The sequence below is a fragment of the Salinibacterium sp. SWN1162 genome (genome assembly GCF_015864675.1).
Classification (GTDB): Bacteria; Actinomycetota; Actinomycetes; order Actinomycetales; family Microbacteriaceae; genus Rhodoglobus.
The window spans coordinates 151,861-177,202 of sequence record NZ_JADYWT010000003.1 but is presented as its reverse complement, the minus strand read 5'-3'; the positions used below and the strand labels follow the sequence as shown (position 1 = coordinate 177,202).

General features: G+C 61.4%; 20 protein-coding genes. 14 read left to right on the top strand and 6 right to left on the bottom strand.

Annotated elements, in window-relative coordinates; translation table 11 throughout:
- The first annotated feature begins 162 nt into the window (after window positions 1-162).
- The 7 genes from I6E58_RS12205 (at window position 163) to I6E58_RS12175 (ending at window position 10,171) form a co-directional block, all read left to right on the top strand.
- Entirely contained in the window at window positions 163-1,770 is a 1,608-nt protein-coding gene (locus tag I6E58_RS12205) for an ABC transporter substrate-binding protein (protein ID WP_197134078.1), read from the top strand.
- Window positions 1,771-1,908: 138 nt separating this feature from the next.
- The gene (locus tag I6E58_RS12200) at window positions 1,909-2,838 is read left to right on the top strand and encodes an ABC transporter permease (RefSeq protein WP_129073306.1); all 930 of its coding nucleotides are present in this window, start codon (window positions 1,909-1,911) and stop codon (window positions 2,836-2,838) included.
- On the top strand, window positions 2,828-3,787 hold the full coding sequence (locus tag I6E58_RS12195) for an ABC transporter permease (protein WP_129073307.1): 960 nt from the start codon (window positions 2,828-2,830) through the stop codon (window positions 3,785-3,787). The genes I6E58_RS12200 and I6E58_RS12195 overlap by 11 nt, the downstream gene beginning before the upstream one ends.
- The gene (locus I6E58_RS12190; RefSeq protein ID WP_197134075.1) at window positions 3,784-5,535 is read left to right on the top strand and encodes an ABC transporter ATP-binding protein; all 1,752 of its coding nucleotides are present in this window, start codon (window positions 3,784-3,786) and stop codon (window positions 5,533-5,535) included. The genes I6E58_RS12195 and I6E58_RS12190 overlap by 4 nt, the downstream gene beginning before the upstream one ends.
- A gap of 105 nt (window positions 5,536-5,640) precedes the next feature.
- Window positions 5,641-7,443 carry an ABC transporter family substrate-binding protein gene (locus I6E58_RS12185; RefSeq protein WP_307842129.1) on the top strand — a complete coding sequence of 601 codons (1,803 nt, stop codon included), beginning with the start codon at window positions 5,641-5,643 and terminating at the stop codon, window positions 7,441-7,443.
- Window positions 7,444-7,665: 222 nt separating this feature from the next.
- Entirely contained in the window at window positions 7,666-9,573 is a 1,908-nt protein-coding gene (gene typA, locus I6E58_RS12180; protein WP_197134070.1) for a translational GTPase TypA, read from the top strand.
- Window positions 9,574-9,709: 136 nt separating this feature from the next.
- Entirely contained in the window at window positions 9,710-10,171 is a 462-nt protein-coding gene (locus I6E58_RS12175; RefSeq protein ID WP_197134067.1) for a hypothetical protein, read from the top strand.
- A 9-nt stretch (window positions 10,172-10,180) separates the two neighbouring features.
- Here I6E58_RS12175 and efeB read toward each other — a convergent pair whose 3' ends face one another.
- From efeB to efeU, 3 genes are read right to left on the bottom strand one after another with little or no spacing between them, the layout of a single operon-like run.
- Window positions 10,181-11,449, bottom strand: coding sequence for an iron uptake transporter deferrochelatase/peroxidase subunit (gene efeB, locus I6E58_RS12170; RefSeq protein WP_197134064.1), 1,269 nt, complete (start codon window positions 11,447-11,449; stop codon window positions 10,181-10,183).
- A gap of 59 nt (window positions 11,450-11,508) precedes the next feature.
- Window positions 11,509-12,684, bottom strand: coding sequence for an iron uptake system protein EfeO (efeO, locus tag I6E58_RS12165; protein ID WP_197134061.1), 1,176 nt, complete (start codon window positions 12,682-12,684; stop codon window positions 11,509-11,511).
- The gene (efeU, locus tag I6E58_RS12160) at window positions 12,684-13,541 is read right to left on the bottom strand and encodes an iron uptake transporter permease EfeU (RefSeq protein WP_197134058.1); all 858 of its coding nucleotides are present in this window, start codon (window positions 13,539-13,541) and stop codon (window positions 12,684-12,686) included. The genes efeO and efeU overlap by 1 nt, the downstream gene beginning before the upstream one ends.
- A gap of 116 nt (window positions 13,542-13,657) precedes the next feature.
- Here efeU and I6E58_RS12155 point away from each other — a divergent pair, with 116 nt between their 5' ends.
- The 4 genes from I6E58_RS12155 to I6E58_RS12140 all read left to right on the top strand — a co-directional run bounded on the left by I6E58_RS12155 (window position 13,658) and on the right by I6E58_RS12140 (window position 17,615).
- Window positions 13,658-14,782 carry a PIG-L family deacetylase gene (locus I6E58_RS12155; protein WP_197134055.1) on the top strand — a complete coding sequence of 375 codons (1,125 nt, stop codon included), beginning with the start codon at window positions 13,658-13,660 and terminating at the stop codon, window positions 14,780-14,782.
- Window positions 14,779-15,114, top strand: a complete 336-nt coding sequence (gene fdxA, locus I6E58_RS12150; RefSeq protein ID WP_129073315.1) for a ferredoxin — start codon at window positions 14,779-14,781, stop codon at window positions 15,112-15,114. The genes I6E58_RS12155 and fdxA overlap by 4 nt, the downstream gene beginning before the upstream one ends.
- Window positions 15,114-16,220, top strand: a complete 1,107-nt coding sequence (dapC, locus tag I6E58_RS12145; RefSeq protein WP_197134052.1) for a succinyldiaminopimelate transaminase — start codon at window positions 15,114-15,116, stop codon at window positions 16,218-16,220. The genes fdxA and dapC overlap by 1 nt, the downstream gene beginning before the upstream one ends.
- Window positions 16,221-16,319: 99 nt before the next feature.
- A complete protein-coding gene (locus I6E58_RS12140) occupies window positions 16,320-17,615 on the top strand; it encodes a citrate synthase (RefSeq protein ID WP_197134049.1) in 1,296 nt (431 codons plus the stop codon).
- Window positions 17,616-17,694: 79 nt separating this feature from the next.
- Here I6E58_RS12140 and I6E58_RS12135 read toward each other — a convergent pair whose 3' ends face one another.
- Window positions 17,695-19,020, bottom strand: coding sequence for a hypothetical protein (locus I6E58_RS12135; protein WP_197134046.1), 1,326 nt, complete (start codon window positions 19,018-19,020; stop codon window positions 17,695-17,697).
- A 37-nt stretch (window positions 19,021-19,057) separates the two neighbouring features.
- On the bottom strand, window positions 19,058-19,999 hold the full coding sequence (dapD, locus tag I6E58_RS12130; RefSeq protein WP_197134043.1) for a 2,3,4,5-tetrahydropyridine-2,6-dicarboxylate N-succinyltransferase: 942 nt from the start codon (window positions 19,997-19,999) through the stop codon (window positions 19,058-19,060).
- Between the two features lie 26 nt (window positions 20,000-20,025).
- Here dapD and dapE point away from each other — a divergent pair, with 26 nt between their 5' ends.
- From dapE to I6E58_RS12115, 3 genes are all read left to right on the top strand, one after another.
- On the top strand, window positions 20,026-21,123 hold the full coding sequence (dapE, locus tag I6E58_RS12125) for a succinyl-diaminopimelate desuccinylase (RefSeq protein ID WP_197134040.1): 1,098 nt from the start codon (window positions 20,026-20,028) through the stop codon (window positions 21,121-21,123).
- The gene (locus I6E58_RS12120; protein ID WP_197134037.1) at window positions 21,105-22,334 is read left to right on the top strand and encodes a mannosyltransferase family protein; all 1,230 of its coding nucleotides are present in this window, start codon (window positions 21,105-21,107) and stop codon (window positions 22,332-22,334) included. Before dapE ends, I6E58_RS12120 begins: the two co-directional genes overlap by 19 nt.
- Window positions 22,335-22,428: 94 nt before the next feature.
- Complete coding sequence (locus I6E58_RS12115; protein WP_129073322.1) at window positions 22,429-22,602, top strand: DUF3117 domain-containing protein; 174 nt, start codon at window positions 22,429-22,431, stop codon at window positions 22,600-22,602.
- A gap of 95 nt (window positions 22,603-22,697) precedes the next feature.
- Here I6E58_RS12115 and uvrA read toward each other — a convergent pair whose 3' ends face one another.
- On the bottom strand, window positions 22,698-25,175 hold the full coding sequence (gene uvrA, locus I6E58_RS12110) for an excinuclease ABC subunit UvrA (protein ID WP_197134034.1): 2,478 nt from the start codon (window positions 25,173-25,175) through the stop codon (window positions 22,698-22,700).
- Window positions 25,176-25,342 lie beyond the last annotated feature (167 nt).

Genomic DNA, 25,342 nt, shown 5'->3' with positions numbered 1-25,342 from the left:
ACTGCAAAGTCTGCACATAATCTTCACGGGCGTTACCGCTGTGTAACGTTTGGCTTTACAGTTTTGATTGGGGTACCCCCCCGATTTAGGGTGTGAACTATCAAGCGCGGTGCGGCGCCACAATTTCCGTGCCGTTAGCGCAATTCTGCACAGGAGGAAACATTGAAGAGATCACGCATAGGCATCAGTGCAGTCGCACTGCTGTCAGCCTCAGCACTCGCACTCGCGGGTTGCTCGGCGAGCGAGGCGCCTGCCGAAGGCGACAGCGCCGCGATCATCACAACGAACGGTAGCGAGCCACAGCAGTCGCTCATTCCGACAAACACCACCGAAACCGGTGGCGGCAAGATCATCACGTCGATCTTCGCCGGACTCGTCTCGTACACCTCTGACGGTGACGTCGAGAACGAGGTAGCGAAGTCCATCGAGTCCGAAGACGGACAGGTATGGAACGTCACCCTCAACGATGGCTGGACCTTCACTGACGGTGAAGCTGTCACGTCTGACTCCTTCGTGAAGGCATGGCAGTACGGCGCATTGCTCAGCAACGCGCAGAGCTCGTCATACTTCTTCGACAACATCGAGGGCTTCAGCTACGACGAGGATTCAGAACTCACGGGTCTCGAGGTCGTCAGCGACACCGAGTTCACCGTTTCGCTGATCAACCCTGAGGCTGACTTCCCGCTGCGTCTCGGCTACTCGGCATTCATGCCGCTGCCAGAGTCGGCTTGGGAAGACCTCGACGCCTTCGGCGAGGCTCCCATCGGTAACGGCCCCTACATGGTTGCTGAAGATGGCTGGCAGCACAACGTTCAGATCGACCTCGTCGCGAACCCTGACTACAACGGTGTTCGCAAGGCTGTCAACGGAGGCGTCACGATCGTCTTCTACACCAGCCAAGATGCGGCATACGCTGACGCTCTCGGTGGCAACCTCGATATTCTCGACGCTGTTCCCGACTCGGCATTCGCAACCTACGAGTCGGACTTCCCGGGTCGTTCGGTGAACCAGCCTGCAGCTATCTTCCAGGCGTTCAACATGCCGTACTACCTCGAGCACTGGTCGGGCGAAGAGGGCAAGCTGCGTCGTGCAGCTATCTCGATGTCGATTGACCGCGCAGAGATCACGGATGTCATCTTCCAGGGCACTCGTACCCCCGCGACCGACTTCACCTCGCCGGTAATCGCTGGTCACTCCGACAACCTCGCTGGCGCTGAAGTTCTTGACTTCAACCCCGATGAGGCCAAGAAGCTGTGGGCAGAAGCCGACGCAATTGCACCGTACGGAGACACCGTCTTCGACATCGCATACAACGCTGATGGTGGACACCAGGCCTGGGTTGACGCTGTAGCTAACAGCATCAGCAACTCGCTCGGCATCGAAGCTGTGGGCAAGGCATACCCGACATTCGCAGACGCGCTCAACGACCGTGACGCAAACGCGCTCACCGGTGGAACGCGTGCTGGATGGCAGGCTGACTACCCGTCGCTGTACAACTTCCTCGGACCGCTCTATGTAGATGGAGCTGGCTCGAACAAGGAAGGCTACTCGAGCCCCGAGTTTGAGAAGGTCCTCGCAGAGGGCGCAAGCGCGTCGTCGGTAGAAGAAGCAACGGCGAAGTACCAGGAAGCTCAAGAAGTTCTCTTGGTCGACCTTCCTTCGATCCCGCTGTGGTACTCGAACGTCACTGGCGTCTACTCGGACTCCGTTGACAACGTTGTATTCGGTTGGGACTCTGTCCCGCTGTACAACGAGGTAACCAAGGGCTAATTAGCTCTTAGCTTTACCCAGTTTCCACTCTCAACGTGTGATGCCCGGGGCTCCTTTAGGCCCCGGGCATTACACTGAGTACCCTCATTCAGTGATTGTGACTCTTATGCTTATCCGTTCCTTCGAGGGAACCATCTGATGTTTTGGTACGCAGGCAAGCGTTTCCTCCAGATGATCCCCGTGTTTTTTGGCGCAACATTCTTGATCTACTTCATGGTGTTCGCGGTCCCCGGCGATCCGATCGCCGCGTTGTACGGCGACCACCCGCCAGCTCCCGGTGTTATCGAAGCGATTCGTGCCGAATACAACCTGGATAAGCCCTTTATCGTTCAGTACCTTCTGTACATCGGTGGACTGTTTCAGGGCGACCTGGGAACGACGTTCTCCGGCCGACCAGTGATCGATGTCATGGCTCAGGCCTTCCCGATCACTGCTCGCCTAGCTGTGCTTGCCCTTGCGATCGAAGCTTTCTTCGGCATCATCGTGGGTCTCATCGCTGGTCTGCGCAAGGGAAAGCTCTTCGACGCTTCCGCTCTCGTCGTCAGCCTGCTGCTGATCTCGGTGCCAACCTTCGTTGTCGGTTTCGTGCTGCAGTTCGTTTTCGGCATCCAATTGGGGTGGGCAAGAACCACCGTGAGTGGTGCGGCTCCCTGGGGCGAACTCCTCTTGCCGGCGATCGTTCTGGCCTCAGTGTCATTCGCCTATATCGTGCGGCTCACTCGTGCCAGCGTGGCCGACAATCTCGGTGCAGACTTCGTGCGCACTGCCACTGCCAAGGGCCTTTCTCGCCGTCGAGTAGTGACGGTGCACGTGCTGCGCAACTCTCTTGTTCCCGTCGTCACCTACCTGGGAGTCGATATTGGTTCACTCATGGTCGGTGCGATTGTGACCGAGGGAATCTTCAACATCAACGGTGTCGGTGGAACCGTCTACCGAGCAATCCGGCTAGGGGAGGGACCAACCGTGGTCTCCTTCGTCGCAGTGATGGTCATCATCTTTGTGCTTGCCAACCTGCTCGTCGACCTGCTCTACGCCGCGCTTGACCCAAGGATCCGTTATGCCAAGTAACAACACTGGTCGGCCTCGTCCCGGCCAAGAACACTTCATCGCGTCGCTTGCAGAGACTCCGGTCGCTGAAGTCGATCAGGTGGATGAATCGGGCAAAGCCCGCAGCACCTGGACAGACGCGTGGGAAGCCATGCGTCGACGTCCGATGTTCTGGGTATCTGCCAGTTTGATCTTCGTGATCGTAATCGTGGCGGTATTCCCGGGGCTCTTCGCTAGCGCGGACCCCCGCGAGTGCTACCTCAAGTTCAGCAACGGAGATCCTCAGGCTGGTCACCCGCTCGGGTTCAACCGCCAGGGCTGCGACGTCTATTCGCGAATCATCTTCGGAACCCAGGCGTCAGTGACAATTGGTCTGCTGACCACGGTTATCGTGACGCTATTCGGCGGCGTTATTGGAGCCCTCGCGGGCTTCTACGGCGGATTCCTCGACTCCTTCGTTTCGCGAGTCGGCGACGTCTTCTTCGCTGTTCCCACCGTTCTCGGAGCAATCGTTCTGTTCTCGGTAATCTCCGTTCGTGACGCGCTTACGGTGTCGCTCGTGCTCTCGTTGTTCGCGTGGCCTCAGATTGCGCGCATCATGCGTGGTGCTGTTCTGTCGGCCCGAAATTCGGATTACGTCACAGCTTCCGCGGCCCTGGGTGTTTCGAGATTCAAGACGCTGGTTCGCCACGTGATCCCCAACTCGATTGCTCCGGTGATCGTTGTGGCTACGGTGTCGCTCGGTATCTTCATCGTGGCCGAAGCGACTCTCGGATTCCTCGGAATTGGTCTTCCGCCCACCGTCATGTCGTGGGGTAACGAGATCAACCAGGCTCAAGTTACGGTTCGAACTCACCCGCAGACTCTTCTGTTGCCCTCGGCTGCGCTCTCGATCACCGTGCTTGCCTTCCTGATGTTCGGCGACGTAGTTCGCGATGCCCTTGACCCGGAAGCGAGAGCACGCCGATGACCAATCCAGAAACAGTTCCTGTGTCGCCTGAATCCTCGAACGAGGAAGTTCCGCTGCTCAAGATTCGCAACCTCGAAGTTGGCTTCGAAACCCAGCGTGGTCTCGTTCCCGCCGTTCGCGGGGTCGATCTGACCCTGTATCAGGGCCAGTCACTTGCGATCGTGGGGGAATCCGGATCGGGTAAGTCCACTACTGCGCAAGCAGTGATCGGTCTGCTACCGGGCGCCGGTAAGGTCTCGGGCGGATCGATCGAGTTCGAAGGTCATGACCTGACCACGTTCTCAGACGCTCAGTTCGCTGAAGTGCGCGGTAGCCAGATTGGTTACGTTCCCCAAGACCCGATGTCGAACCTCAACCCGGTGTGGAGCATTGGCTTCCAGGTTGAAGAGGCGATCAAGGCGAATGGTATTGCTCAGGGCAAAGAAGCACGCCAGCGCACCATCGAGGTACTGCAAGAAGCAGGTCTCGGCGACGCAAGCGAGCGTCTCAAGCAGTTCCCGCACCAGTTCTCGGGGGGAATGCGCCAGCGCGTTCTCATCGGGATCGGTCTCTCGGCTCGCCCGAAGCTCCTGATCGCCGACGAGCCCACCTCGGCACTCGACGTCACTGTTCAGCGCCAGATCCTCGATCACTTGCAGTCGCTCACACGCGACTACGGCACCTCGGTGCTGTTCATCACTCACGACCTCGGCCTCGCCGCGGAACGTGCCGAACAGCTCGTGGTCATGTACAAGGGCAAGGTCGTTGAATCGGGTCCGTCTCGGGCGATCCTGGAAAACCCGCAGCATCCCTACACTCAGCGTCTTGTAGCTGCGGCTCCGAGCCTAGCCTCGCGTCGAATTCAGTCGATCAAGACCGCAAAGCCCGAAGATGACAGTGTGCGTATCTTCGCGGAAGGGTCGCTCGACGACACTCTCATTGCTCGTGCGGCGAGCCGCGAGGCTGGGTCGGATGAAGACTTGATCAAGGTGAGCAACATCACCAAGGTCTACGAAATTCGCAAGCAGGGCTTCCGCAAAGACAAGCTCCTCGCCGTCAACGACATTTCGTTTGGCGTCAAGAAGGGCACCACTACCGCGCTGGTAGGGGAGTCCGGATCGGGCAAGTCCACGGTAGCCAAGCTCATTCTGCAACTGGAATCGCTCACGAGCGGAACGATCGAGTTCGACGGCAAGAACTTGGCGGGAATCAAAGGCCAGGAGCTCTTGGAGTTCCGTCGCCGTGTTCAGCCGGTCTTCCAGGACCCCTACGGTTCGCTCGACCCGCAATATAGCGTCGGCAACACGATCGCGGAACCGCTGCTTGCTCACAAGCTCGGTACGGCCAAGGAACGCTACAACCGCGTGAGCGAACTGCTCGATCAGGTGTCGCTTCCGCAGGCAGCGCGTCACCGTTACCCCGGCGAACTCTCCGGTGGTCAGCGGCAGCGTGTTGCTATCGCTCGGGCGTTAGCTCTCAAGCCCGAAGTTCTCGTGCTTGACGAGGCAGTCTCCGCGCTCGACGTACTCGTTCAGGGGCAGGTGCTGAACCTGCTCACCGAGTTGCAGACCGAGCTCGACTTGACGTATCTCTTCATCACTCACGACCTCGCGGTGGTTCGCTTGGTAGCCGACAACGTGTGTGTCATGCAGGGCGGCCGCATCGTTGAGGCTGCGACAACGGACGAGGTGTTCGAGAACTCGTCGAACCCCTACACGCAGGAACTGCTTGAAGCCATTCCGGGCGCCAACATCAAGCTAGGCGCTTAGTTTATTAAGTCAGAAGGGCCGTTCCCCCTCGGGGAGCGGCCCTTCTGACTTAGACTCGTTTCTAGCGTGCCACCGCGCGCTGCGAGTCCGTGTGCAGGAGGTTCAGTGAGCGCCACAAGAATCATGGCGACCCTGGCCATCGCGGCTGCCACAGCGATCGCCCTTGCGGGGTGTGTGCCGCAAGCGTCACCGACGATCGATGGCTCCGAGCTGACGATCGCGGTCACCCAGCCCTACACCTCTGGCAATCCAGTGACAGCCTTCGGCGCTGGCGAAACCAACACCACTATCGCCTACGCCACGGGCACTGGCTTTACCTACTTCAATGACGAGTCTCAGCTGGTTCGCGATGAGTCCTTCGGCCACTTCGTCAAGGTCTCGGACGATCCGCTTGCCGTGACCTACACCGTCGCCGACGGCGTGCGCTGGTCAGATGGCTCCGCGGTCGACGCGGTTGATTTGTTGCTCGAGTGGGCGGCAACATCCGGCGCCCTCAACGCTGCCGACGCGGATGCCGCGAGCACGGTCGACCCCGAGACGGGCGCTCCGATCGATCGTTCTGACCCTCGTGTTCTCTTCGACTCGACGGCCGGTGACGACACTGGAATTGCGCTGGTTACAGAGCTTCCCCAGATGAGCGATGACCGTCTGTCTCTCACTCTTGTCTTTGACGAGCCGACAGCCGACTGGCGAACGGCGTTCTTCGGCCCAGGCTCGTTCGCTAAGCCCGCGCATGTGGTCGGCATGATGGCATTCGCGAGCGACAATGCCATCACGGCCAAGGAGCGCGTTTTCTCTGCGATAAGCGAGAACAACGAGAAGGATCTCGCAGCGATCGCGCGCACGTGGAACACAGTGTTCAATTTCGAAGGCATGCCCGCGAACAAGAGCCTTCTGGTCTCAAGTGGACCGTATGTGGTGTCGGAGTACGTCGCGAATCAGTACGTCACGCTTCGCGCGAATGAGAACTACAGCGGAATGCGTGAGGCGACGTTCCAAGAGATCCGGGTGCGGTTCATGAGCGATCCGCTCGCTCAAGCTCAAGCTCTTCTCGTGGGCGCAGTGCAAATTGCGGTGCCGTCGATGAACAGCGATGTGCGTGATGCTCTGGCCACCATGGATGCGACCATCCGCGACGGCTACACCGACAGCTTCGAGCATCTTGACCTGCAGTTTGCGGAGTCGAAGAGCGGCGTCTTTGACGACGTGCTCGTGCGGCAAGCATTTTTGAAGACTGTTCCGCGTGCCGAGATCGTTGCGACGGTGTTCGACGACGCATACCCGCGTGCGACCACCAGGGACTCGTTCCTATTCGCCCCGGGCGACGCGGAGTACCGCAGCGCACGATCCGCTAACGGCTCGGCCGACTACGGTGAGCCAGACATCGAGGGCGCAAAAGACTTGTTAGCCGAGGCCGAGGTCTCGAAGCCAGCCGTCTGTATCCTCTACGACGCGGATGACGCGATGCGTGAGGATGAATACGCTCTCATCAAAGAGTCTGCCGCTAAGGCCGGTTTCGTGGTGAGCGACTGCTCGAGCGAAGATTGGCAGCAAACTCTCGGAACGCCAGAGGCATATGATGCAGCGCTCTTCAGCTGGCAGAGCACGCGCCCGGGCGTAGGGGTAGCGCCAGCAGTGTTCGGCACCGACGGCTTCGCCAACCTCAACTACTTCTCAGACGCCACGGTGGACTCGCTGCTCAGCGAGGCAAGTTCGGTTTCGATCGACGCGTCCGAGCGGGATGCACTACTGATCGAGGCTGATGCTGCGCTCTGGGCATCCGCGTATGGAACGCCGTTGTACCAGAATCCGGTGACGATTGCGTTCGATCAAGACAGAGTAGAGAACGTCTCGCTGTCATCGCTCAGCCCCGGAGTATGGTGGAACGTGTGGGAGTGGAAGCCGTAACTCGCGCCAGTTTTGCCCGTAATAACGGCCCCCTGAACGGGCGGCTGCGATAAATCTTGTCAAACAGGGTAAACTGGTGGAGCAGGATACTCTGAAAGATCTTCTGCACCCTCCCAAGATCTTACCCCGGTGGCATTCGGCCGCCGATCTGCTGCCGAGACTTTCTGTGCAGCGACTGCGGTGAAAGTCCGCACAGCCTCCAATGAATTAAGGAATATTGCTATGGCTATGGCCACTCGCAGCGACTTGCGCAACGTAGCAATCGTTGCCCACGTTGACCACGGAAAGACGACTCTCGTTGACGCGATGCTTCGCCAGACGAACTCCTTCGAAGCGCACGCGCACCTCGAAGAGCGCGCAATGGACTCGAACGAGCTTGAGCGCGAAAAGGGAATTACGATTCTCGCGAAGAACACCGCGATCTCCTACAACGGTAAGTTCGCCACTGAGGGTCCCATCACGATCAACGTGATTGACACCCCGGGCCACGCCGACTTCGGTGGCGAGGTTGAGCGTGGACTCAGCATGGTTGACGGCGTTGTGCTGCTGGTTGACGCCAGTGAGGGCCCGCTTCCGCAGACCCGCTTCGTTCTCCGTAAGGCACTCGAAGCCAAGCTGCCCGTGATCCTCTTGGTCAACAAGACCGACCGTCCCGATGCTCGCATCGACGAGGTTGTTGCCGAGAGCCAGGACCTTCTTCTTGGCCTTGCTAGCGACATGGCGGATGACGTTCCCGACCTTGACTTGGACGCCATTCTTGACGTTCCTGTTGTCTACGCTTCGGGCCGTAACGGCGCTGCAAGCTGGAACAAGCCCGACAACGGCGCGCTGCCCGACAACGATGACCTTGAGCCGCTGTTCGACGCGATCCTCAAGCACGTTCCTGCTCCCTCATACGACGACGAGCACCCCCTGCAAGCGTGGGTCACCAACCTTGACTCCTCGCCCTTCCTCGGTCGCCTCGCCCTCCTTCGTGTCTTCAACGGCACGATCAAAAAGGGTCAGACCGTCGCCTGGGTCAAGCACGATGGAAGCGTCGCAAACGTTCGCGTAACCGAGCTCATGATCACAAAGGCTCTCGACCGTTACCCGGCCGAAAGTGCGGGCCCCGGCGACATTGTTGCTGTTGCTGGCTTTGAAGACATCTTCATCGGTGAAACGCTCTGTGACCCCAACGACGTTCGCCCGTTGCCGACCATCACGGTTGACGATCCCGCGATCTCGATGACTATCGGAACCAACACCTCGCCGGTTATCGGCAAGGTCAAGGGCCACAAGCTCACCGCACGTATGGTCAAGGACCGTCTCGACCGCGAACTTGTCGGTAACGTTTCGCTGAAGCTCGTCGACATCGGACGCCCGGATGCCTGGGAAGTCCAGGGTCGTGGAGAGCTCGCTCTCGCCATCCTCGTTGAGCAGATGCGTCGCGAAGGCTTCGAACTCACTGTCGGCAAGCCGCAGGTTGTTATCAAGAAGGTTGACGGCAAGGTTCACGAGCCCTTCGAGCACCTCACGATCGATGCTCCCGAGGAGTACCTCGGCGCTATCACTCAGCTCCTAGCTGCTCGTAAGGGTCGCATGGAAGGTATGGCAAACCACGGTACCGGCTGGGTTCGCATGGAATTCATCGTTCCTTCGCGTGGTCTCATCGGTTTCCGCACCGAGTTCATGACCATCACCCGCGGTGCTGGAATCGCCAACGCCGTCTCGCACGGCTACGAGGCGTGGGCTGGCGAAATCCTCACCCGCGTCAACGGTTCGATTGTTGCCGACCGTGCTGGTGCCGCTACCCCGTTCGCGATGGTTGCTCTGCAGGAGCGCATGTCGTTCTTCGTTGAGCCCACGCAAGAGGTCTACGAAGGAATGGTTGTTGGCGAGAACTCGCGCGCTGACGACATGGACGTCAACATCACCAAGGAAAAGCAGCTCACCAACATGCGCCAGTCGACCTCGGACTCGTTCGAGCGTATGACTCCCTCGCGCAAGCTGACGTTGGAAGAATGCCTCGAATTCGCTCGCGAAGACGAGTGCGTTGAGGTAACTCCTGAGTTCGTGCGCATCCGCAAGGTAGAGCTCGATGCCAACGCTCGCGCTCGCAGCACGTCGCGCATGAAGAAGCAGAACGCCTAACCTCACTCTCGCAGCGGGCTCACATGAGCCAGCAATCTGCACGGAGTACGATGCAGCCACGGTCATTTGATCGTGGCTGCATCGTTGGTTAACGACCCGTGCGGCCGTAACCATCTCGTCGTTTTCTGGAGTTGTCATGTTGAGCGCACGCCACAGTGTTAGCGCATCCGTAGCCCTCGTTCTCGCTCTGGCGGCGACGCCGGCACTGGCGGGCTGCTCGGGGGAGAACCCTATCGGCGGCATCGTGGAACAGGCCACCGGCGGCAACCTCAGCCTGGGCGGCACGGAGATTCCGGAAGGCTTCCCCAGTACCGTTCCTTTGACCGAGGGGGACGTGCAGTTTGCGATCGCCGCGGGAGAAGGCGACAGCCGCGGGTACAACATCACCATCGCTACCGGTGCGGAGTCGCCACTCGATGCTATCGAGGACGATTTTGCGGCTGCCGGCTACGAATCGCAGGTGCAAGCAAGCGGTTCCGATGGTGTGGGCTCGGTGATTTTTTCGAGTGACGACTGGAACGTGGCCGTAATTGTCGCGAGCACCGACGACGGGTACACCGCGAATTACACGGTAGCGCCGGCAGGCACCGCCAACTAACAACGTCGCTTAGGCGAGGTCGAACATTCCCGCGCCAATGAAGCTCGATGTTGATGCCCCGGGAGGTACGGCAAAGATCGCCGAGCCGACGTAGCGGACGTACTCGTTCATGAGGTCGTTGCGCGAGAGGGCGAGCTGAATTGGCACGAACTGCTTCTCGGGATCGCGCTGGAAGCTGATGAAGAAGAGCCCAGCGTTGAGGCGGCCGAGTTCGTCATTGCCATCCACGAAGTTGTAGCCGCGACGTAAAATCTGGGCGCCACCATGAGTGTCAGGGTGGGCGAGCTTCACGTGCGATGCGTCATCGATCAGGGGCGCGTCGTCGCGACCGGTCTGCTTGAAATCGGGATCGGTGAACTCGCTGCCGCCGCTGAGGGGAGCACCCTCGCCCTTGGTCCGACCGAAGATCGTCTCTTGTTCGCGCAGCGAGGTACGGTCCCACGTCTCGATGGTCATGCGAATCTTGCGGCTGACGAGGTACGAGCCGCCGGCCATCCACGCTGTTCCGTCTCCGGATGCTGCCCACACGTGTTCGTTGACGCCGGCGGTGTCTTCGGCGCGGAGGTTGGCGGTGCCGTCTTTGAAGCCGAAAAGGTTGCGGGGCGTCTTTTGAGCCTGCGTCGTGGACGACGTGCGGCCGAAGCCGAGTTGCGACCAGCGCAGGGTTGCGCGACCGAAAGCGATCCGCGACAGGTTGCGAATAGCGTGAACAGCCACCTGGGGGTCGTCGCTGCAGGCTTGGATACAGAGGTCACCGCCGACGAGTTCGGGCAGCAGAGCGTCGCTGGGAAACTTAGGGAGGTCAATGAGCGCTGAGGGTCGCTTGCCAGCGAGGCCGAAGCGGTCATCAAACAGGCTGGGGCCGAAGCCGAAGGTGATGGTGAGGCCGCCGGGCGGAAGGTCGAGAGCTTCGCCAGTGTCGTCTGGTGGAGCGTCGTACGGGCCACCGGCAGGGCCGTACTCGCCAGCAGCCTGGCCTGCCGTCATCCGTGCCGCGGCGTAGCTCCAATCGCGCAGCAACTCGATGAGTTCGTCGCGAGAGATGTCGTTGACGTCAAACGCGGCAAAGTGCAGTCGATCCTGCGCCGGGGTGATGATCCCCGACTGGTGGTCGCCGAAAAACGGGTACGTCGATGCCACATCGTTGCTGGTGGATGACGCTCCGCCGCCCCCGATCGCGAACGCACCACCGACGCCGAGCCCAGCACCGACGACTCCAGCGCCGGCGAGACCGAGCAGGCCGCGGCGGGAGAGTCCCTTGGTGTCATCTGTTGGCATGGCGGTACTTTCGTGAGTGATGGGCGGATGGGCGGATGAGCGAATGGACGCGACTGCGTTTAGAGAACGAGAACGGCGGTGAGGCGAGAGAGTGGTTCGGCGAGGGCGTTCACCTGATCGGAGAAAGCGCGGATTTCAGTCGTGGACAACTCCGTGTAAAGGCGGAAACCATCGCCTTCCTTTTGAGCGTCGAGCAGGACCTGCAGTTGTTCGAACTCCTCATCGAGAGTCGCGGCGAGGTCGGCATCTTTCTCCACGAGGATGTCGCGAACGCCGTCATAGAGAACGCGCGCGCCGTCGATGTTGGCTTGGAAATCCCAGAGGTCGGTGTGCGACCAGAATTCTTCTTCGCCCGTGACCTTGCCACTGGCGACCTCATCGAGAAGACCAATGGCGCCGTTCGTCTGTTGGTCGAGCGTGAACTCGAGCTCCTGAACATTGGCGTAGAGCGTGTTGGTGTCGGCGACGAGCTGCGACGCTAGCGCCTCGCGCTTGGACTGGTCGTAGGCTTCGAAGCCGGCTTCGGCATCCGCGGGCCAGAGATCTTTCTCGATGGCGTGCCAGCCCGTCCACTCTTGGCCATCTTCGAGGTCGGCTTCACGCAAATCCATGCGCGGGTCGAGATCTCCGAAGGACTCGGCGACGGTTTCGACGCGTTCCCAAAACACGCGGGTGGGGGCGTAGAGCGAGCGGGCGGTGTCGTCATCGCCGGCGATGTACGCGGCGGCGAAATCTTCGGTACCGACTACGAGATTTTCGATCTGGTCTTTGACGTAGCTCTTGTAGTTGGCATTGGCCGTCTCGACCTGAGCGGCGATGTCGCCGCTGAAGGCGAGGTCGGTGCCGGAGTCTGTCACGGTGAACGCAGTCGTTCCGAGGCCTTCTCCGACCATTCCCGGCTTGCACACGGTGAAGTAGTCGCCAGGCTGCGCCAAGACCACGAGGTCGCGAGTGATTCCCGGCCCAATGTTCTCGACCTCACCGACGATGCGTAAGCCGTCATCCGCGAGCAAATAAAACTCGGTTACCTGGTCGCCGGAGTTGGTGACGGAGAACACAAGGTTGCCGCTGGGCGCCTCACTCGAACTCACGGCGCAGTCGGTTGCACTGCTCTCAACGCTGATGGTGTTGCCGGATGCCGTAGTGCTGACGTTGTTGGGAACGCAGCCGGTGAGGGCGAGAGCGGCAACGGTGGCGACGGCGGCGTAGCCGACGCGGGAAGAGCGGGGGGTCATCAGGCTCCTTGAGTGCTGAGAGGTGAAGCGGGAACGAAGGACTTGTCTGCGCGAGCGTTGCCGCGAACAGTACGGATGAAAATCGTCATAACAGTGCCGACATAGGCCGACCAGATACCCGCTTCGAACCACGTGGTGGCGGGCGAGAAGTTGAAGACGCCCTTGAGCAGCGTTCCGTACCAGCTGTCGGGCGGGATGACCGCGCTGACGTCGAAAGCGAGAGCATTGAGTCCGGGCAAGACACCCGCCTCTTGCAGATCGTGAACGCCGTAGGAGAGTACTCCCGCGGCGACGATGATCAGGATGGCGCCGGTCCAGGTAAAGAAGCGCGTGAGGTTGATGCTCACCACTCCGCGATACATGAGGTAGCCGAGCACGATCGCGGCGGCAATACCAAGGGCTGCTCCGGTGAGGGGGAGCGTGGTGGACCCGCTGGCTTGAACGGCGGCCCAAATGAAGAGAGCAGTTTCGATTCCTTCGCGGCCTACGGCGAGGAAGGCCACGAGGACGAGGCCCCAACCGGCACCCGTAAGGTGCGAGTCGACTTCACTGCGCAATTCGCGGCCGAGACCGCGGGCGGCGCGAAGCATCCAGAAGATCATCCACGTGACAAAAGCGGTCGCGATGATCGAGAGGATGCCGCCGATCAGCTCTTTTGCCTGAAAGGAAAGGCCGTAGGCGCCGAAGGTCAGGCTCGCGCCAAGCCCGAGGGAGAGGACAATAGCGATGCCGACACCGAGCCAGATGCGGGGGAGAACGTCGCGGCGGTCGATCTTGTGAACGTACGCGATAAGAATGCCCACAACAAGTGCAGCTTCGAGGCCTTCTCGCAGGCCGATCAGGAAGTTTGCGAGCACGGAACTCTCTTGTCAATCGAAGTTTTGGGTGGATTGGTAAGCCTAACCTAATCAACCGTAATCGGGCTACCTGTGTCTATTCTGTTTACTGCAGAAAGAATGGTGGAGGAACGGCCGTGAAAGATCGTGCACAGCGGGTGCTGGTTATCGCTGCGCGCCCAGAAGATGAAGCCTATGTTTTCGGGGCCACCATCGCGACACTCGTTCAGCGCGGCACTGAGCTCATAGTGCTCAGTTGCAGCAACAACGCGACCGCCGCCATCGCGGCGAGCCCCGCCATCGGCGGTGTCCCGACCGTGACGGCCGAGAACGCGTTTGCGTCGGCACCCGCCACCGCCACCGCCGACAATGATGCCTCCGCGGTTTCAGAAGAGCCCGCGGCGTCTGTCGATGACATCGTGCGCGAGATTTTGGGTATCACCGCTCACCACATCCTGCGTGAAGATAACGGGCGTCAGTTTCGTACCCTCGACGCCCGCGCTCTCGCCTCCGACATCGCCGCAGCGATCACCGCGCTGAAGCCGGATGTCGTTGTCAGCTACGCCAAAGAGTCCAGTGGAACGGCGCGCGGCGACGAAGCGCTGCTCGTGCACGAGGCCACTGCTCTCGCTACCGAGCTTGCGGGGGTTCCTTTCTATACGGCATCCGCTGTTCCTGTTGATCGGGGCGTTGCGGTGTCGTCGGCAACAGCGTTGGCGTTCAAGCGGCGCGCCACCGAGATCTACCGCAATGAGATTCCGGTAGGCGAAAGCATCTCGACGCCCGTGGAGTATTTGCGTCGGTTGCGTCGCCGCGAACTGGTCATCGGCGAACGAAGTCGTGGTGAGCGCGTAATTCTGGCGCTGGTTTCCCTCGTGCTGGGCGCTCTCGTTGGAGTCGTGTTGACCGCGGTGCATCAATCAACCTTCGCCCTCGGCGATGTGCGCATCCCGTGGGGAGTTGTCGTCTCCGTCACTCTCGTCACGGCGTTAATTCTTGGTTTGCGCCTTATTTACGACACTCGAGTGGCTGCTGGCTTCGCTTCACTCGGCGTCTTGGTCATGTCAGCGGTGCTCGCCAGCGTCATGCCGGGAGGAACGATCCTGATTCCGGCCAACACCGCGGGGTACGTCTGGACCTTTGCGCCCGTGCTCGTCGTGCTCATTGTGGTGGGCTGGCCTCGGGTCAACCGTCAGGTTTCATCGGCGAGCCGCGCTAACATTGAATTGAACTCTCCCGTGAAAGGTGCGGATATCTCGTGACATATGTCATCGCTCAGCCCTGTGTCGATCTCAAGGATCGCGCGTGCGTAGACGAATGCCCTGTTGACTGCATCTACGAGGGCGACCGCATGCTCTACATCCACCCGGATGAGTGCGTTGACTGCGGCGCCTGCGAGCCTGTCTGCCCGGTCGAAGCCATCTACTACGAAGACGATCTGCCTGATAAGTGGGCCGACTACTACAAGGCGAACGTCGAATTCTTCGACCTCCTAGAAAATTCTTCGCCCGGCGGCGCAGCGAAGGTCGGGGTGCTTCCTCTGGATCACGCTCTCATCGTTGCTCTTCCCGAGGGTGGCGGGTCCTCCGACTAATGACGCGCACGCCGTTGGTTCTTCCCGACTTCCCGTGGGATTCCCTTGTGCCCTTCGGCACCATCGCGCGTACGCATCCCGATGGGATCGTCGATCTCTCCGTCGGGTCGCCCGTAGACCCGACTCCCGACGTTATTCGCGAAAGCTTGGCGACGGCGACGGATGCCCACGCCTATCCCACGACAACCGGTACCGTTCAGCTGCGTGAAGCCATCGTCGACTGGTTCGAGCGACGCCGTGGCGTGACCGGGCTCACCGTTGACCACGTTCTTCCCACGGTTGGTTCAAAAGAACTCGTGGCGCTACTGCCGCTGCTACTCGGCCTGGGCAAAGACGACGTGGTCGTTCATCCTTCGGTTGCATACCCGACCTACGCCATCGGCGCTGCCATGGTTGGTGCTACGGCAATTGCCTCTGACGAGCCTGCCGAGTGGCCCGAGAACACGGCGCTGGTGTGGCTCAACAGCCCGGGTAACCCCGACGGCCGCGTGCTCGATGTCGAGCAACTGCGCGCTGCGGTAGCGCGCGCTCGCGAGCTTGGTGCGGTTATCGCTTCAGACGAGTGCTACGCCGAGCTCAACTGGAACGGCGTTGACCCGACTCCCTCCATTCTTGACCCCGAGGTCATTGGCGACGATCGCTCGTCGGTTCTGGCCGTATATTCGCTCAGCAAGCAATCGAACCTCGCCGGCTACCGTGCTGCGTTCGTGGCCGGATGCTCGCAGCTGATCGCTGAACTTCTCGAGGTGCGTAAGCACGCCGGACTCATCGTTCCCGGCCCCGTGCAGGCGGCGATGGTTACCGCGCTCAAGGACGAGGCCCACGTTGCGCAGCAACGCGAGCTCTATCGCGCCCGTCGTGCGAAGTTGCTTCCCGCTCTTGAGCGCGCCGGGTTCCGCGTTGACGACAGCGTTGCGGGGCTCTACTTGTGGGCCACAAAGAATGAGGACTCGTGGCAGACGGTCGGCGATCTGGCTCAGGCCGGCATCCTCGTTGTTCCGGGCTCCTTCTACGGCGAAACACCACCTCACCATGTGCGGATCGCGCTCACGGCGAGTGACGCGACGATCGCCGATGCTGTCGCACGCCTCGAGTTGCTCGCTTAAGTGCACTAATCGGCTGAGGCCTTGTGTTTGACCTCTAAAAGCCTCGTCGTTCGGTTGGTGGGTGTGACAGTGGCTATCTAAGCCTTGTAGGCTGTAGCGGTGAATGAAGCCCCTCAAGACCCAGAGAAGGCCACCCTCCATTTTCCGGGCGGTGCTGCTGAATTTCCCATTATCCGTGGGGTCGATGGTCACAACAGCATCGATATCTCCACCTTTATGAAGCAGACCGGTTACACGGCGCTTGATCAAGGATTTGTGAACACTGCGTCGACCCGCAGCGAGATCACCTATATCGATGGAGACCGCGGCATCCTGCGCTATCGCGGTTATGCGATCGAAGACGTTGCGGCAAACTCGACGTATCTCGAGGTTGCCTGGCTGCTGATCTACGGTGAGCTGCCGTCGAAATCGCAGTTGGAAGAGTTCGACGAAAAGATTCGTCGCCACACTCTGCTGCACGAAGACCTCCGTCGATTCTTCGACGCCCTTCCGCATAGCGCGCACCCCATGTCGGTGCTTTCAAGCGCGGTGTCGGCGCTCTCGACGTACTACGAAGACTCGCACGATGTGCGCGACCCGGAGCAGGTCGAAATCTCAACCATTCGCTTGCTGGCAAAGCTGCCGGTTATCGCGGCGTACGCTCACAAGAAGTCGCTCGGTCAGGCACTGCTCTACCCCGACAACTCGATGAGTTTCGTCGACAACTTCTTGAAGCTCAACTTCGGCAACATGGCCGAGGAATACCAAGTCAACCCTGTGTTGAGTAAGGCACTCGATCGCCTCCTCATCTTGCACGAAGACCACGAGCAGAATGCCTCCACCTCCACGGTGCGCCTCGTCGGCTCCACCGAAGCGAACATTTTCGCCTCGATTTCCGCCGGAATCAACGCTCTCTACGGCCCGCTTCACGGTGGCGCCAACGAAGCCGTACTCAAGATGCTGGGCGAGATCCAGGAATCGGGCGACGGCGTTCAAAAATTCGTTGACCGCGTAAAGCGCAAAGAAGACGGCGTACGCCTGATGGGCTTCGGGCACCGCGTGTACAAGAGCTTCGACCCGCGCGCCCGCTTGGTGAAAGAGAGTGCGGATGAGGTGCTTGCCGACCTCGGCATCAGCGACCCGCTGCTCGACATCGCTCGTGAACTCGAAGAGGTCGCTTTGGCCGATGACTACTTCATCGAGCGCAAGCTGTACCCCAACGTCGACTTCTACACTGGCGTCATCTATAAGGCAATGGGCTTCCCGCCGCGTATGTTCACCGTGCTCTTCGCTATTGGTCGACTGCCGGGCTGGATCGCCAACTGGCGCGAGATGAACGAAGACCCCAAGACCAAGATCGGTCGCCCGCAGCAGCTGTACGTGGGCCCTGCGGCGCGGGACTGGCCTCAGCGCTAGAGACCGCACCATCCTGCATGACGAACGGCCGGCATCCCCTCGGGGAAGCCGGCCGTTTCGCGTGCCGGGCGTGGGCCGGCTAGTCGAAGGCGGGAACGTCGATGCGGTACACCTCGGCGTCCATGCCGCACGAGCCACCGTCGGAGTTGAAATACACGTGGGTGAACGATCTATTGACGACGGCGTGAGTTTCGGTCCAGTAGTCCTCACCGCAGTTGTAGGTGTGGGCGAGGTTGAGGATGCGGCCGCCGTCGAGCTCGATGGCCATTACCTTTTCGCACGTCCACGCGCCCTCGGCGTTGCAGTTGTAGGTGGAGACCACCACCCAGCCCGGCTTGTCGTAGCCTTTGCCGGAGATGTGCATGGAGGTGTTGGCATCGTCGTAGGCATCGAAGAGCGTGGTGCGCTTGAGCGAGTCCATGTCGACCGAGGTCAAGAAGCCCGCTGTTTCGCTCGCGGAATTGAAATCGATGTAGACGTAGGCATCCCGGCCGTCTGCTGAGAGCGCGATGTCGCTGTGCTCGCTAGCCTCGGTCAGCAGGCGTTGATGGGTGAGATCGGCGTCATAGACATAGGTACCAGACTCGGCGGAGGCCACGACGTATTTTCCGGTGGGGGAGGCGCTTACCCAGTCTGTGTCGGCGGGGAGCTTACTGGTGCCGAGCACCGAGTTGGAGGCGAGGTCGTAGCTGACCATGCCGAGCGGTTCCTCCGCCGCGTTGTAGACAATCCAGGCATACCGGTTTCCGTCACTGCTCGGAGAGCCCTCGCTGCGGTCTTTCATGTAATCAGCGCCCGGGAATGCCGCGGTGATCGGGGCGGTGAGGTCGGCGATGACCGTCGATTTGCCGGTCGTCACGTCGAGTTCGAAAAGGGTGAGATCACCTTCGGACGAGTTGGGGCCGGCTAGGTAGCGAATACGACGGGGATCGGTCGGATGCCACTGTGGCTCGGCATCCGGGTGAATTTCGAGGGCGCTGATAAGGGCCGCGTCGATGGTGGAGTACACGTGGTACTCGGCATCACCGTGGTACGTAAAGAACATCGAGCCGTCGGCGTTCTCGGCCTGGCGGCGGCTGTAGCTGTTGCGGTCAAAGCGCGTGCCTTCCGCCGAGGTGACGCGCTGAATCGTCGTGCCATAGACCGGATCCGACGTCACTGCACCGAGCGCCGGCTTCTGCCACGAGCTATCGGGCGTCGTAGCATCCATTCCCCACGTGAGGGTGTCGGCGTTCGCCGCGGGCGCGGCCGGAGGAGAGGCAGCGGGTGACGCCGCGGAGGTGGGCGATAGCAGCGGCTCAGCGCCCGTGCACGCCGTCAGAGCAAGAGCGGCTGCAACGAACACTGCGGCGGCGCGATAGTGGCGCAGCCGCAGTGTCGAGCAGGGGACAGTGAGATTGTTCATGCTCAACTTCCTTTACTTCCCCCGATGGATATGACCCTTAGGCGTGCAGCGCCGCGTTCAGCTCAACGCCGGTTCCACTGCGGGGCAGAACTTCGACCGCGCCGGTGACCGAGTTGCGGCGGAACAGCAGGCCGTTGACGCCGCTGAGCTCGACCGCCTTGACGCTGCGCGCGGTAGCTGAACCATCAATGACGGTGACCTTGGTGCCGGCCGTGACATAAAGCCCGGCTTCAACGACCGTGTCGTCGCCGATGGCGATTCCGATTCCCGAGTTGGCTCCGAGCAGAGCGCGCTCGCCGATGGAGACACGTTCGGTGCCACCGCCGCTGAGGGTTCCCATGATGGATGCGCCGCCACCGATGTCGGCGCCATCGCCCACGACGACACCCTGAGAGATGCGGCCCTCGACCATCGAGCTACCGAGAGTGCCGGCGTTGAAGTTGACGAAGCCCTCGTGCATGACGGTGGTTCCGGGGGAGAGGTAGGCGCCGAGGCGCACGCGTGAGGCATCAGCGATGCGCACGCGTTCGGGCAGAACGTAGTCGAGCATCCGAGGGAACTTGTCGATGCCGGTCACGATGATGCCGTGGCGCTTGAGCGAAACGCGAAGCTCGCGGAAGTCGTCGGGGTGCACCGCTCCGGCGTTGGTCCAGACGACGATGGGCAGGGCGCCGAAGAGTCCGTCGAGGTTGATGCTGTTGGGTTGCACGAGCAGGTGGCTGAGCAGGTGCAGACGCAGGTAGGCGTCGGCGACGTTCTGTGGTGCGGCATCCAGATCGATCTCAACGGTCACAAATTCGGTACGCACGCGGCGACGTTCGTCGTTGCCCAAGTGCTCTTCGAGGTCGGCGGGTGTGTAGTGCGGGTCGGTGCCCTCGGGGATTGATCCCAGGTGCGGAGCGGGGAACCACACGTCAAGTGTCGTTCCGTCGCTAGCGATTGTTGCGAGTCCGTATCCCCATGCTGTGCGCGAAGTCATACATCAAGGTTACTTACACTGGGTGCATGCCTGCGACCGATAACACCGTTCCCGTGCTCGATTTGACGGCCTCGAGCCCCGAACTCACCCGCCAGATCTGCGATATCGAGTCGGTCTCCGGCAACGAGAAGCGCATTGCGGATGCCGTCGAGACGGCCCTGAGCGCGTACAGCCACCTTGAGGTGATTCGGGATGCGGATGCCGTCGTTGCTCGCACGAACGGCGGCAAGGGGCAGCGCGTCGTGATCGCGGGGCATCTCGACACCGTTCCCGTGAATGACAATCTGCCGACAACGCTCGAAATGATTGACGGCGAGGAGCACCTCGTTGGCCGCGGCACCGTCGACATGAAGGGCGGCGTCGCGATTGCCCTCAAGCTTGCGGCAGAACTCACCGATCCTGCGGTCGATGTGACCTGGATTTTCTACGACCACGAAGAGGTCGCTGCTGATCTCAACGGACTCGGTCGTATCGCACGCAACCGCCCTGACCTGATGGCAGGCGATTTCGCCATCATCGGGGAACCGTCCAACGCGACGGTCGAGGGCGGCTGCAACGGCACCGCTCGCATTGACATTTCGCTCACGGGATTACGGGCGCACTCTGCCCGCGCCTGGATGGGCGAAAATGCGATTCACGCTGCGGCGCCCGTGCTGGCGATTCTGGCAGCGTACGAGCCGGAGTCGCACGAGGTCGACGGCCTCGTGTATCGCGAGGGGCTCAACGCGGTAGGAATCACGGGCGGCGTTGCCGGCAACGTGATTCCGGATGCCGCTACCGTCACCGTGAACTTTCGCTTCGCTCCCGACCGCAGCACTGATCAGGCCATCCAGCATCTGCGTGAGGTCTTCACGGGCTTCGACTTTGAGGTGACCGACCTTGCCGGTGGCGCGCGCCCCGGCCTTGACGCCCCGCTGGCCAAGAACTTCTTGGCTGCGGTCGGCGGTACCCCGGCGCCCAAGTACGGCTGGACCGATGTTGCTCGTTTCGCGGCGCTCGGAGTGCCCGCCGTGAATTACGGCCCCGGCAACCCCCTGCGGGCTCATGCCGACGACGAACGTGTTGCGACGAGCGAAATTGTGGCCTGCGAGCAGGGGCTGCGGGCGTGGCTGACAGCTCGCTAGTTTCGGCAGCACGCCGCGCGACTGCGGCGATTCTGGCTCCCGAGCGTTGGTGGCTTGCGGTCATTGCGATTTTCGTGGCGTCCCGCGTCGTGACGACGTCGCTCCTGTTGTGGTTCGCGTCGATTCAGGGCCAGAATGCCTGGACGGGACCGCGCCCCGACTACTTCTCGTTTGCCAAGATCTGGGATGGTCACTGGTACTTCATCATCTCGCTGGCGGGGTATCCGAGTGAGCTACCGCTAACGGAGGCCGGTGAGGTCGGCGAAAATGCGTGGGCATTCATGCCGGCGTACCCCGCTCTCGTTCGAGTGGTGATGACGCTCACGACGCTCGACTTCGCCGTGGCCGGCGTGCTCGTCTCCGTGGCCTGCTCTCTGGGCGCAGCCCTCATGCTGTATCGCGTGATGCACCTCGTGCTCCCTGCCGGCTCGGCACTCTTCGCTGTTGCAATCTTCTGTTTCGCCCCGCTCTCGGCCATTCTGCAGGTCTCGTACGCCGAATCCATGTATCTGTTCTTGCTGATCCTCGCGCTGTTCTGGCTCATGAAACGTCAGTATTGGATGCTCCTGCCGGTGATCGCGGTCATGTCTGTAACGCGGCCAAGCGGGCTCGCCTTCGCGCTCGCGCTCGGCCTGCACGTTGTCTATCGCTGGTGGATTCGCCGGCGCGAAGAGTTTCCCCTTCGTGAGAGAGTCGCCGCGATCGCCGCAACTCTCTTCAGCCTGATGATGGGTTTCGCGTGGCTTCTCATCGCCGCGGCGGTCACGGGATCGCTCACGGCTTACACCGACACCGAGCTGGCGTGGCGGGCGTCCTATATCGGCTACGGCGAACTGATTCCGTTCACGGCGTGGTTTCAAGGCGCCGAATTCTGGGCAGGCTGGTGGCACCTGCCGCCGTGGTTGCTTATCGTTCTGCTCGTCGCCGCAGTGATTGCCTTCTTCGCTTTTCTTCTCACGAAGCCCGCGAGACATTTGGGGGTCGATCTCCGTCTTTGGGTAGCGAGCTATGCGCTCTATCTGCTGGCAGTGTTCTTTCCCCAGTCGAGCACTTTTCGCCTGCTCATGCCGCTGTTCCCGCTTGCCGGGGTGTTGGCTCTACCGCAGTCACGGTGGTACCGCGCGGTGCTTCTGGCGGCGTGCGTCGCCGGTCAATGGGCGTGGATCCATCTGGCATGGTGGGTTGACGGCTACGACTGGACGCCGCCCTAAAGAGGTGCACAGCGGGTGAATGATTCGACAGAGTTTCAGTATCGGCAGTTTTTGCTGGATAATAGAAGCCAGTACCGATGAAAGGGGACTATCGATGGCAGCAATGAAGCCGAGGACCGGTGACGGGCCAATGGAGGCTGTCAAAGAGGGTCGACTCATCGTCGTTCGTGTACCTCTCGAAGGCGGCGGCCGTCTCGTCGTTTCAGTGAACGACGCCGAAGCAAAAGAACTGCATGACGCTCTCGCGGGTGTAGTCGCTCCGGCCTAGAGCTCCTTCTTAGCCTTAGCCGGCAGCTCACGTCACCGCACGGAGCCTGCCGACACAAGCACCGAACACGATCTTTTCGTGTTCGGTGCTTGTGTTTAACGCGCGGTGGAGGTCTCGAGCCATTCGTTGAGGTACTTGGCGGTCGCGCCGGGGCCAGCGGCCACCTCGCGCGGGGTCCCGGTCGCCACGATCGTGCCGCCCTGGTCTCCGCCGCTCGGGCCGAGATCGATAACCCAGTCGCTGGCGGCGATAGTAGCGAGGTCGTGTTCGACGAGCACGACGGTGTTTCCGGCATCCACGAGTCGCTGCAGCTGTGCAAGCAAGAGCTCGGTGTCGGCGGGATGAAGCCCGGCCGTTGGTTCATCGAGAAGATACAGCGCGTGGCCGCGACGGGCTCGTTGCAGTTCGGTCGCGAGCTTGATGCGCTGCGCTTCGCCGCCGCTGAGTTCAGTGGCGGGCTGACCGAGCCGGAGGTACCCGAGGCCGACGTCGCGCAGAGTGTCAAGGCTGCGCAGCGCCGACGTTGATTCGGCGAAGAACTCGGCTGCGGTGGCGACGGTCATGCCCAAGACGTCAGCAATCGTTCCGCCGAGGTAGGTGACTTCGAGCGTTTCGTCGTTGTAGCGCGCACCGTGGCAGGTGTGGCAGGGCGCGTAGGTTCCCGGCAGAAACAGCAGCTCGACCGAGACAAACCCTTCGCCGAGGCACGTTTCGCAGCGCCCACCGGCCACGTTGAACGAGAACCGGCTTGCCGTGTATCCGCGCTTCTGGGCTTCATCGGTCGCGGCGAAGAGCTTGCGAACGACATCGAACATTCCGGTGTAGGTCGCGAGGTTTGAACGCGGCGTTCGTCCGATGGGGCGCTGATCGACGAGCACAAGGCGGTCGAAGGAGTCGAGGCCAGCGCTGCCTTCGAGCGAGAGGTCGTCGAGACGGTCATCGGGGTCATCCGCGTCGGCGGCAGCATCCGGCGTAGTGCCCAGCTGACTGCGTACTGCCTGAGCGAGTACGTGAGTGACGAGCGTTGACTTGCCGGAACCCGAGACTCCCGTGACCGCGGTCATGACGCCGAGCGGAAAATCAACGGTGAGATCGCGGATGTTGTGTAGCGAGGCTTTCTTCAGCCGCACCCAGGACTCGGGGGCGCGCACGTCGCGCGTCGGTCGCGCTTCCTGGGGAAAGAGGTAGCGCGCAGTGACCGATTCGGGCACATCCTTGAGGCCGTCGACGGGGCCGGAGTACACGAGCTGTCCGCCGCCTTCGCCTGCTCCGGGGCCGATGTCGACAATCCAGTCCGCCCGTCGGATGACGTCGAGATCGTGCTCGACGACAAAGAGGGAGTTGCCGGATGCCGTCAGGCGGTCGAGCACTTCGAGCAGCGGCGCGGCATCCGCCGGATGCAATCCCGCCGAGGGCTCGTCGAGCACGTAGACGACTCCGAAGAGGCCGGAGCGCAGCTGCGTGGCGATGCGCAGGCGCTGGGCTTCGCCAGGGGAGAGCGTGGTGGAGTTGCGGCCGAGGCTGAGATAGCCAAGCCCGAGGTCGAGCAGCACATCAACGCGCGCAATCACATCGTCGCCGATGCGGTGGGCGACCTCGTTGCCTTCAGACCCTTCGCTTTCGGAGTCGGCACGCGCCATGCCTTCGCGCAGTCGGTCGGCAAGGTCGGTCAGTGGAACAGCGTTCAATTCGGCGATGCTGAGCCCCGCGAAGGTGACGGACAGGGCATTAGCCTGCAGCCCGCTGCCGCCACACTCGGGGCACGTCATGCTCTGTACGAAGCGGAGCGCGCGCTCGCGCATCCGCTCGCTTTGGGACTGCGAGAGCACGTTCATGATGTGCTTGCGGGCACTCCAGAACTTGCCGTTGTACCCGTGGTCGACGCGACCCTCTTCGGGCTGGATGAAGACGGAGGGCTGCTCTTCGGTATACAACAACCAGTCGCGATCCTTGCGGCTGAGAGTGCTCCACGGCGCGCGGGTGTCGATGCCGAGCCCGTTCACGATGCTCTTGAGATTCGCGCCCTGCCATGCGCCCGGCCAGGCGGCGATGGCGCCGTCGCGGATCGACAGCGAGGCATCGGGAACGAGCAGATCTTCCGTGACGTCGTGAACGACTCCCAGGCCGTGACAGCGCGGGCAAGCACCGGTCGCGGTGTTGGGCGAGAAGGCTTCAGCCGAGAGGTGCGTGACGCCAGCGGGATAGGTGCCGGCGCGGGAATACAACATGCGCAACAGGTTCGAGAGCGTGGTGATCGTGCCCACGCTCGAACGCGAGCTGGGAGCGCCCCGGCGCTGCTGAAGCGCGACCGCAGGCGGCAGGCCTGTGATGTCCGTGACATCCGGAGCGCCGACTTGGTTGAGCAAACGGCGCGCATAGGGCGCAACGGACTCGAAGTAGCGGCGTTGAGCCTCGGCATACAGAGTGCCGAACGCGAGCGATGACTTTCCCGAGCCGGAGATGCCGGTGAACGCGACCATGCAATCCCGCGGCACATCGAGGTCAATGTTGGCGAGATTGTTCTCGCGGGCCCCGCGAACGCGAACCCAACCGTCACGATCGTTGCTGTTCATGGGTGCTCCGTTCTCACGGCGCGCAGAGATGGCGGATGCTCAGCAGCGCACGCTCAGTCATGGTCGTCGAGAGTGGCGAATGTTCCACCCTACGGACAGGATGCTGAACGCTCGGTGAGCGTTCGCTGAGCGCGTGAGCCGCCGACGTGCGCGAAAGCGCCCGGGAT

Coding starts and splice junctions, on each gene's coding strand:
- dapE (WP_197134040.1), top strand. CDS start 20,026: ATGCCTGCGACCGATAACACCGTTCCCGTGCTCGATTTGACGGCCTCG.
- I6E58_RS12200 (WP_129073306.1), top strand. CDS start 1,909: ATGTTTTGGTACGCAGGCAAGCGTTTCCTCCAGATGATCCCCGTGTTT.
- I6E58_RS12195 (WP_129073307.1), top strand. CDS start 2,828: ATGCCAAGTAACAACACTGGTCGGCCTCGTCCCGGCCAAGAACACTTC.
- uvrA (WP_197134034.1), bottom strand. CDS start 25,175: ATGAACAGCAACGATCGTGACGGTTGGGTTCGCGTTCGCGGGGCCCGC.
- typA (WP_197134070.1), top strand. CDS start 7,666: ATGGCTATGGCCACTCGCAGCGACTTGCGCAACGTAGCAATCGTTGCC.
- I6E58_RS12190 (WP_197134075.1), top strand. CDS start 3,784: ATGACCAATCCAGAAACAGTTCCTGTGTCGCCTGAATCCTCGAACGAG.
- efeO (WP_197134061.1), bottom strand. CDS start 12,684: ATGACCCCCCGCTCTTCCCGCGTCGGCTACGCCGCCGTCGCCACCGTT.
- dapC (WP_197134052.1), top strand. CDS start 15,114: ATGACGCGCACGCCGTTGGTTCTTCCCGACTTCCCGTGGGATTCCCTT.
- efeB (WP_197134064.1), bottom strand. CDS start 11,449: ATGCCAACAGATGACACCAAGGGACTCTCCCGCCGCGGCCTGCTCGGT.
- I6E58_RS12175 (WP_197134067.1), top strand. CDS start 9,710: ATGTTGAGCGCACGCCACAGTGTTAGCGCATCCGTAGCCCTCGTTCTC.
- I6E58_RS12115 (WP_129073322.1), top strand. CDS start 22,429: ATGGCAGCAATGAAGCCGAGGACCGGTGACGGGCCAATGGAGGCTGTC.
- I6E58_RS12135 (WP_197134046.1), bottom strand. CDS start 19,020: ATGAACAATCTCACTGTCCCCTGCTCGACACTGCGGCTGCGCCACTAT.
- dapD (WP_197134043.1), bottom strand. CDS start 19,999: ATGACTTCGCGCACAGCATGGGGATACGGACTCGCAACAATCGCTAGC.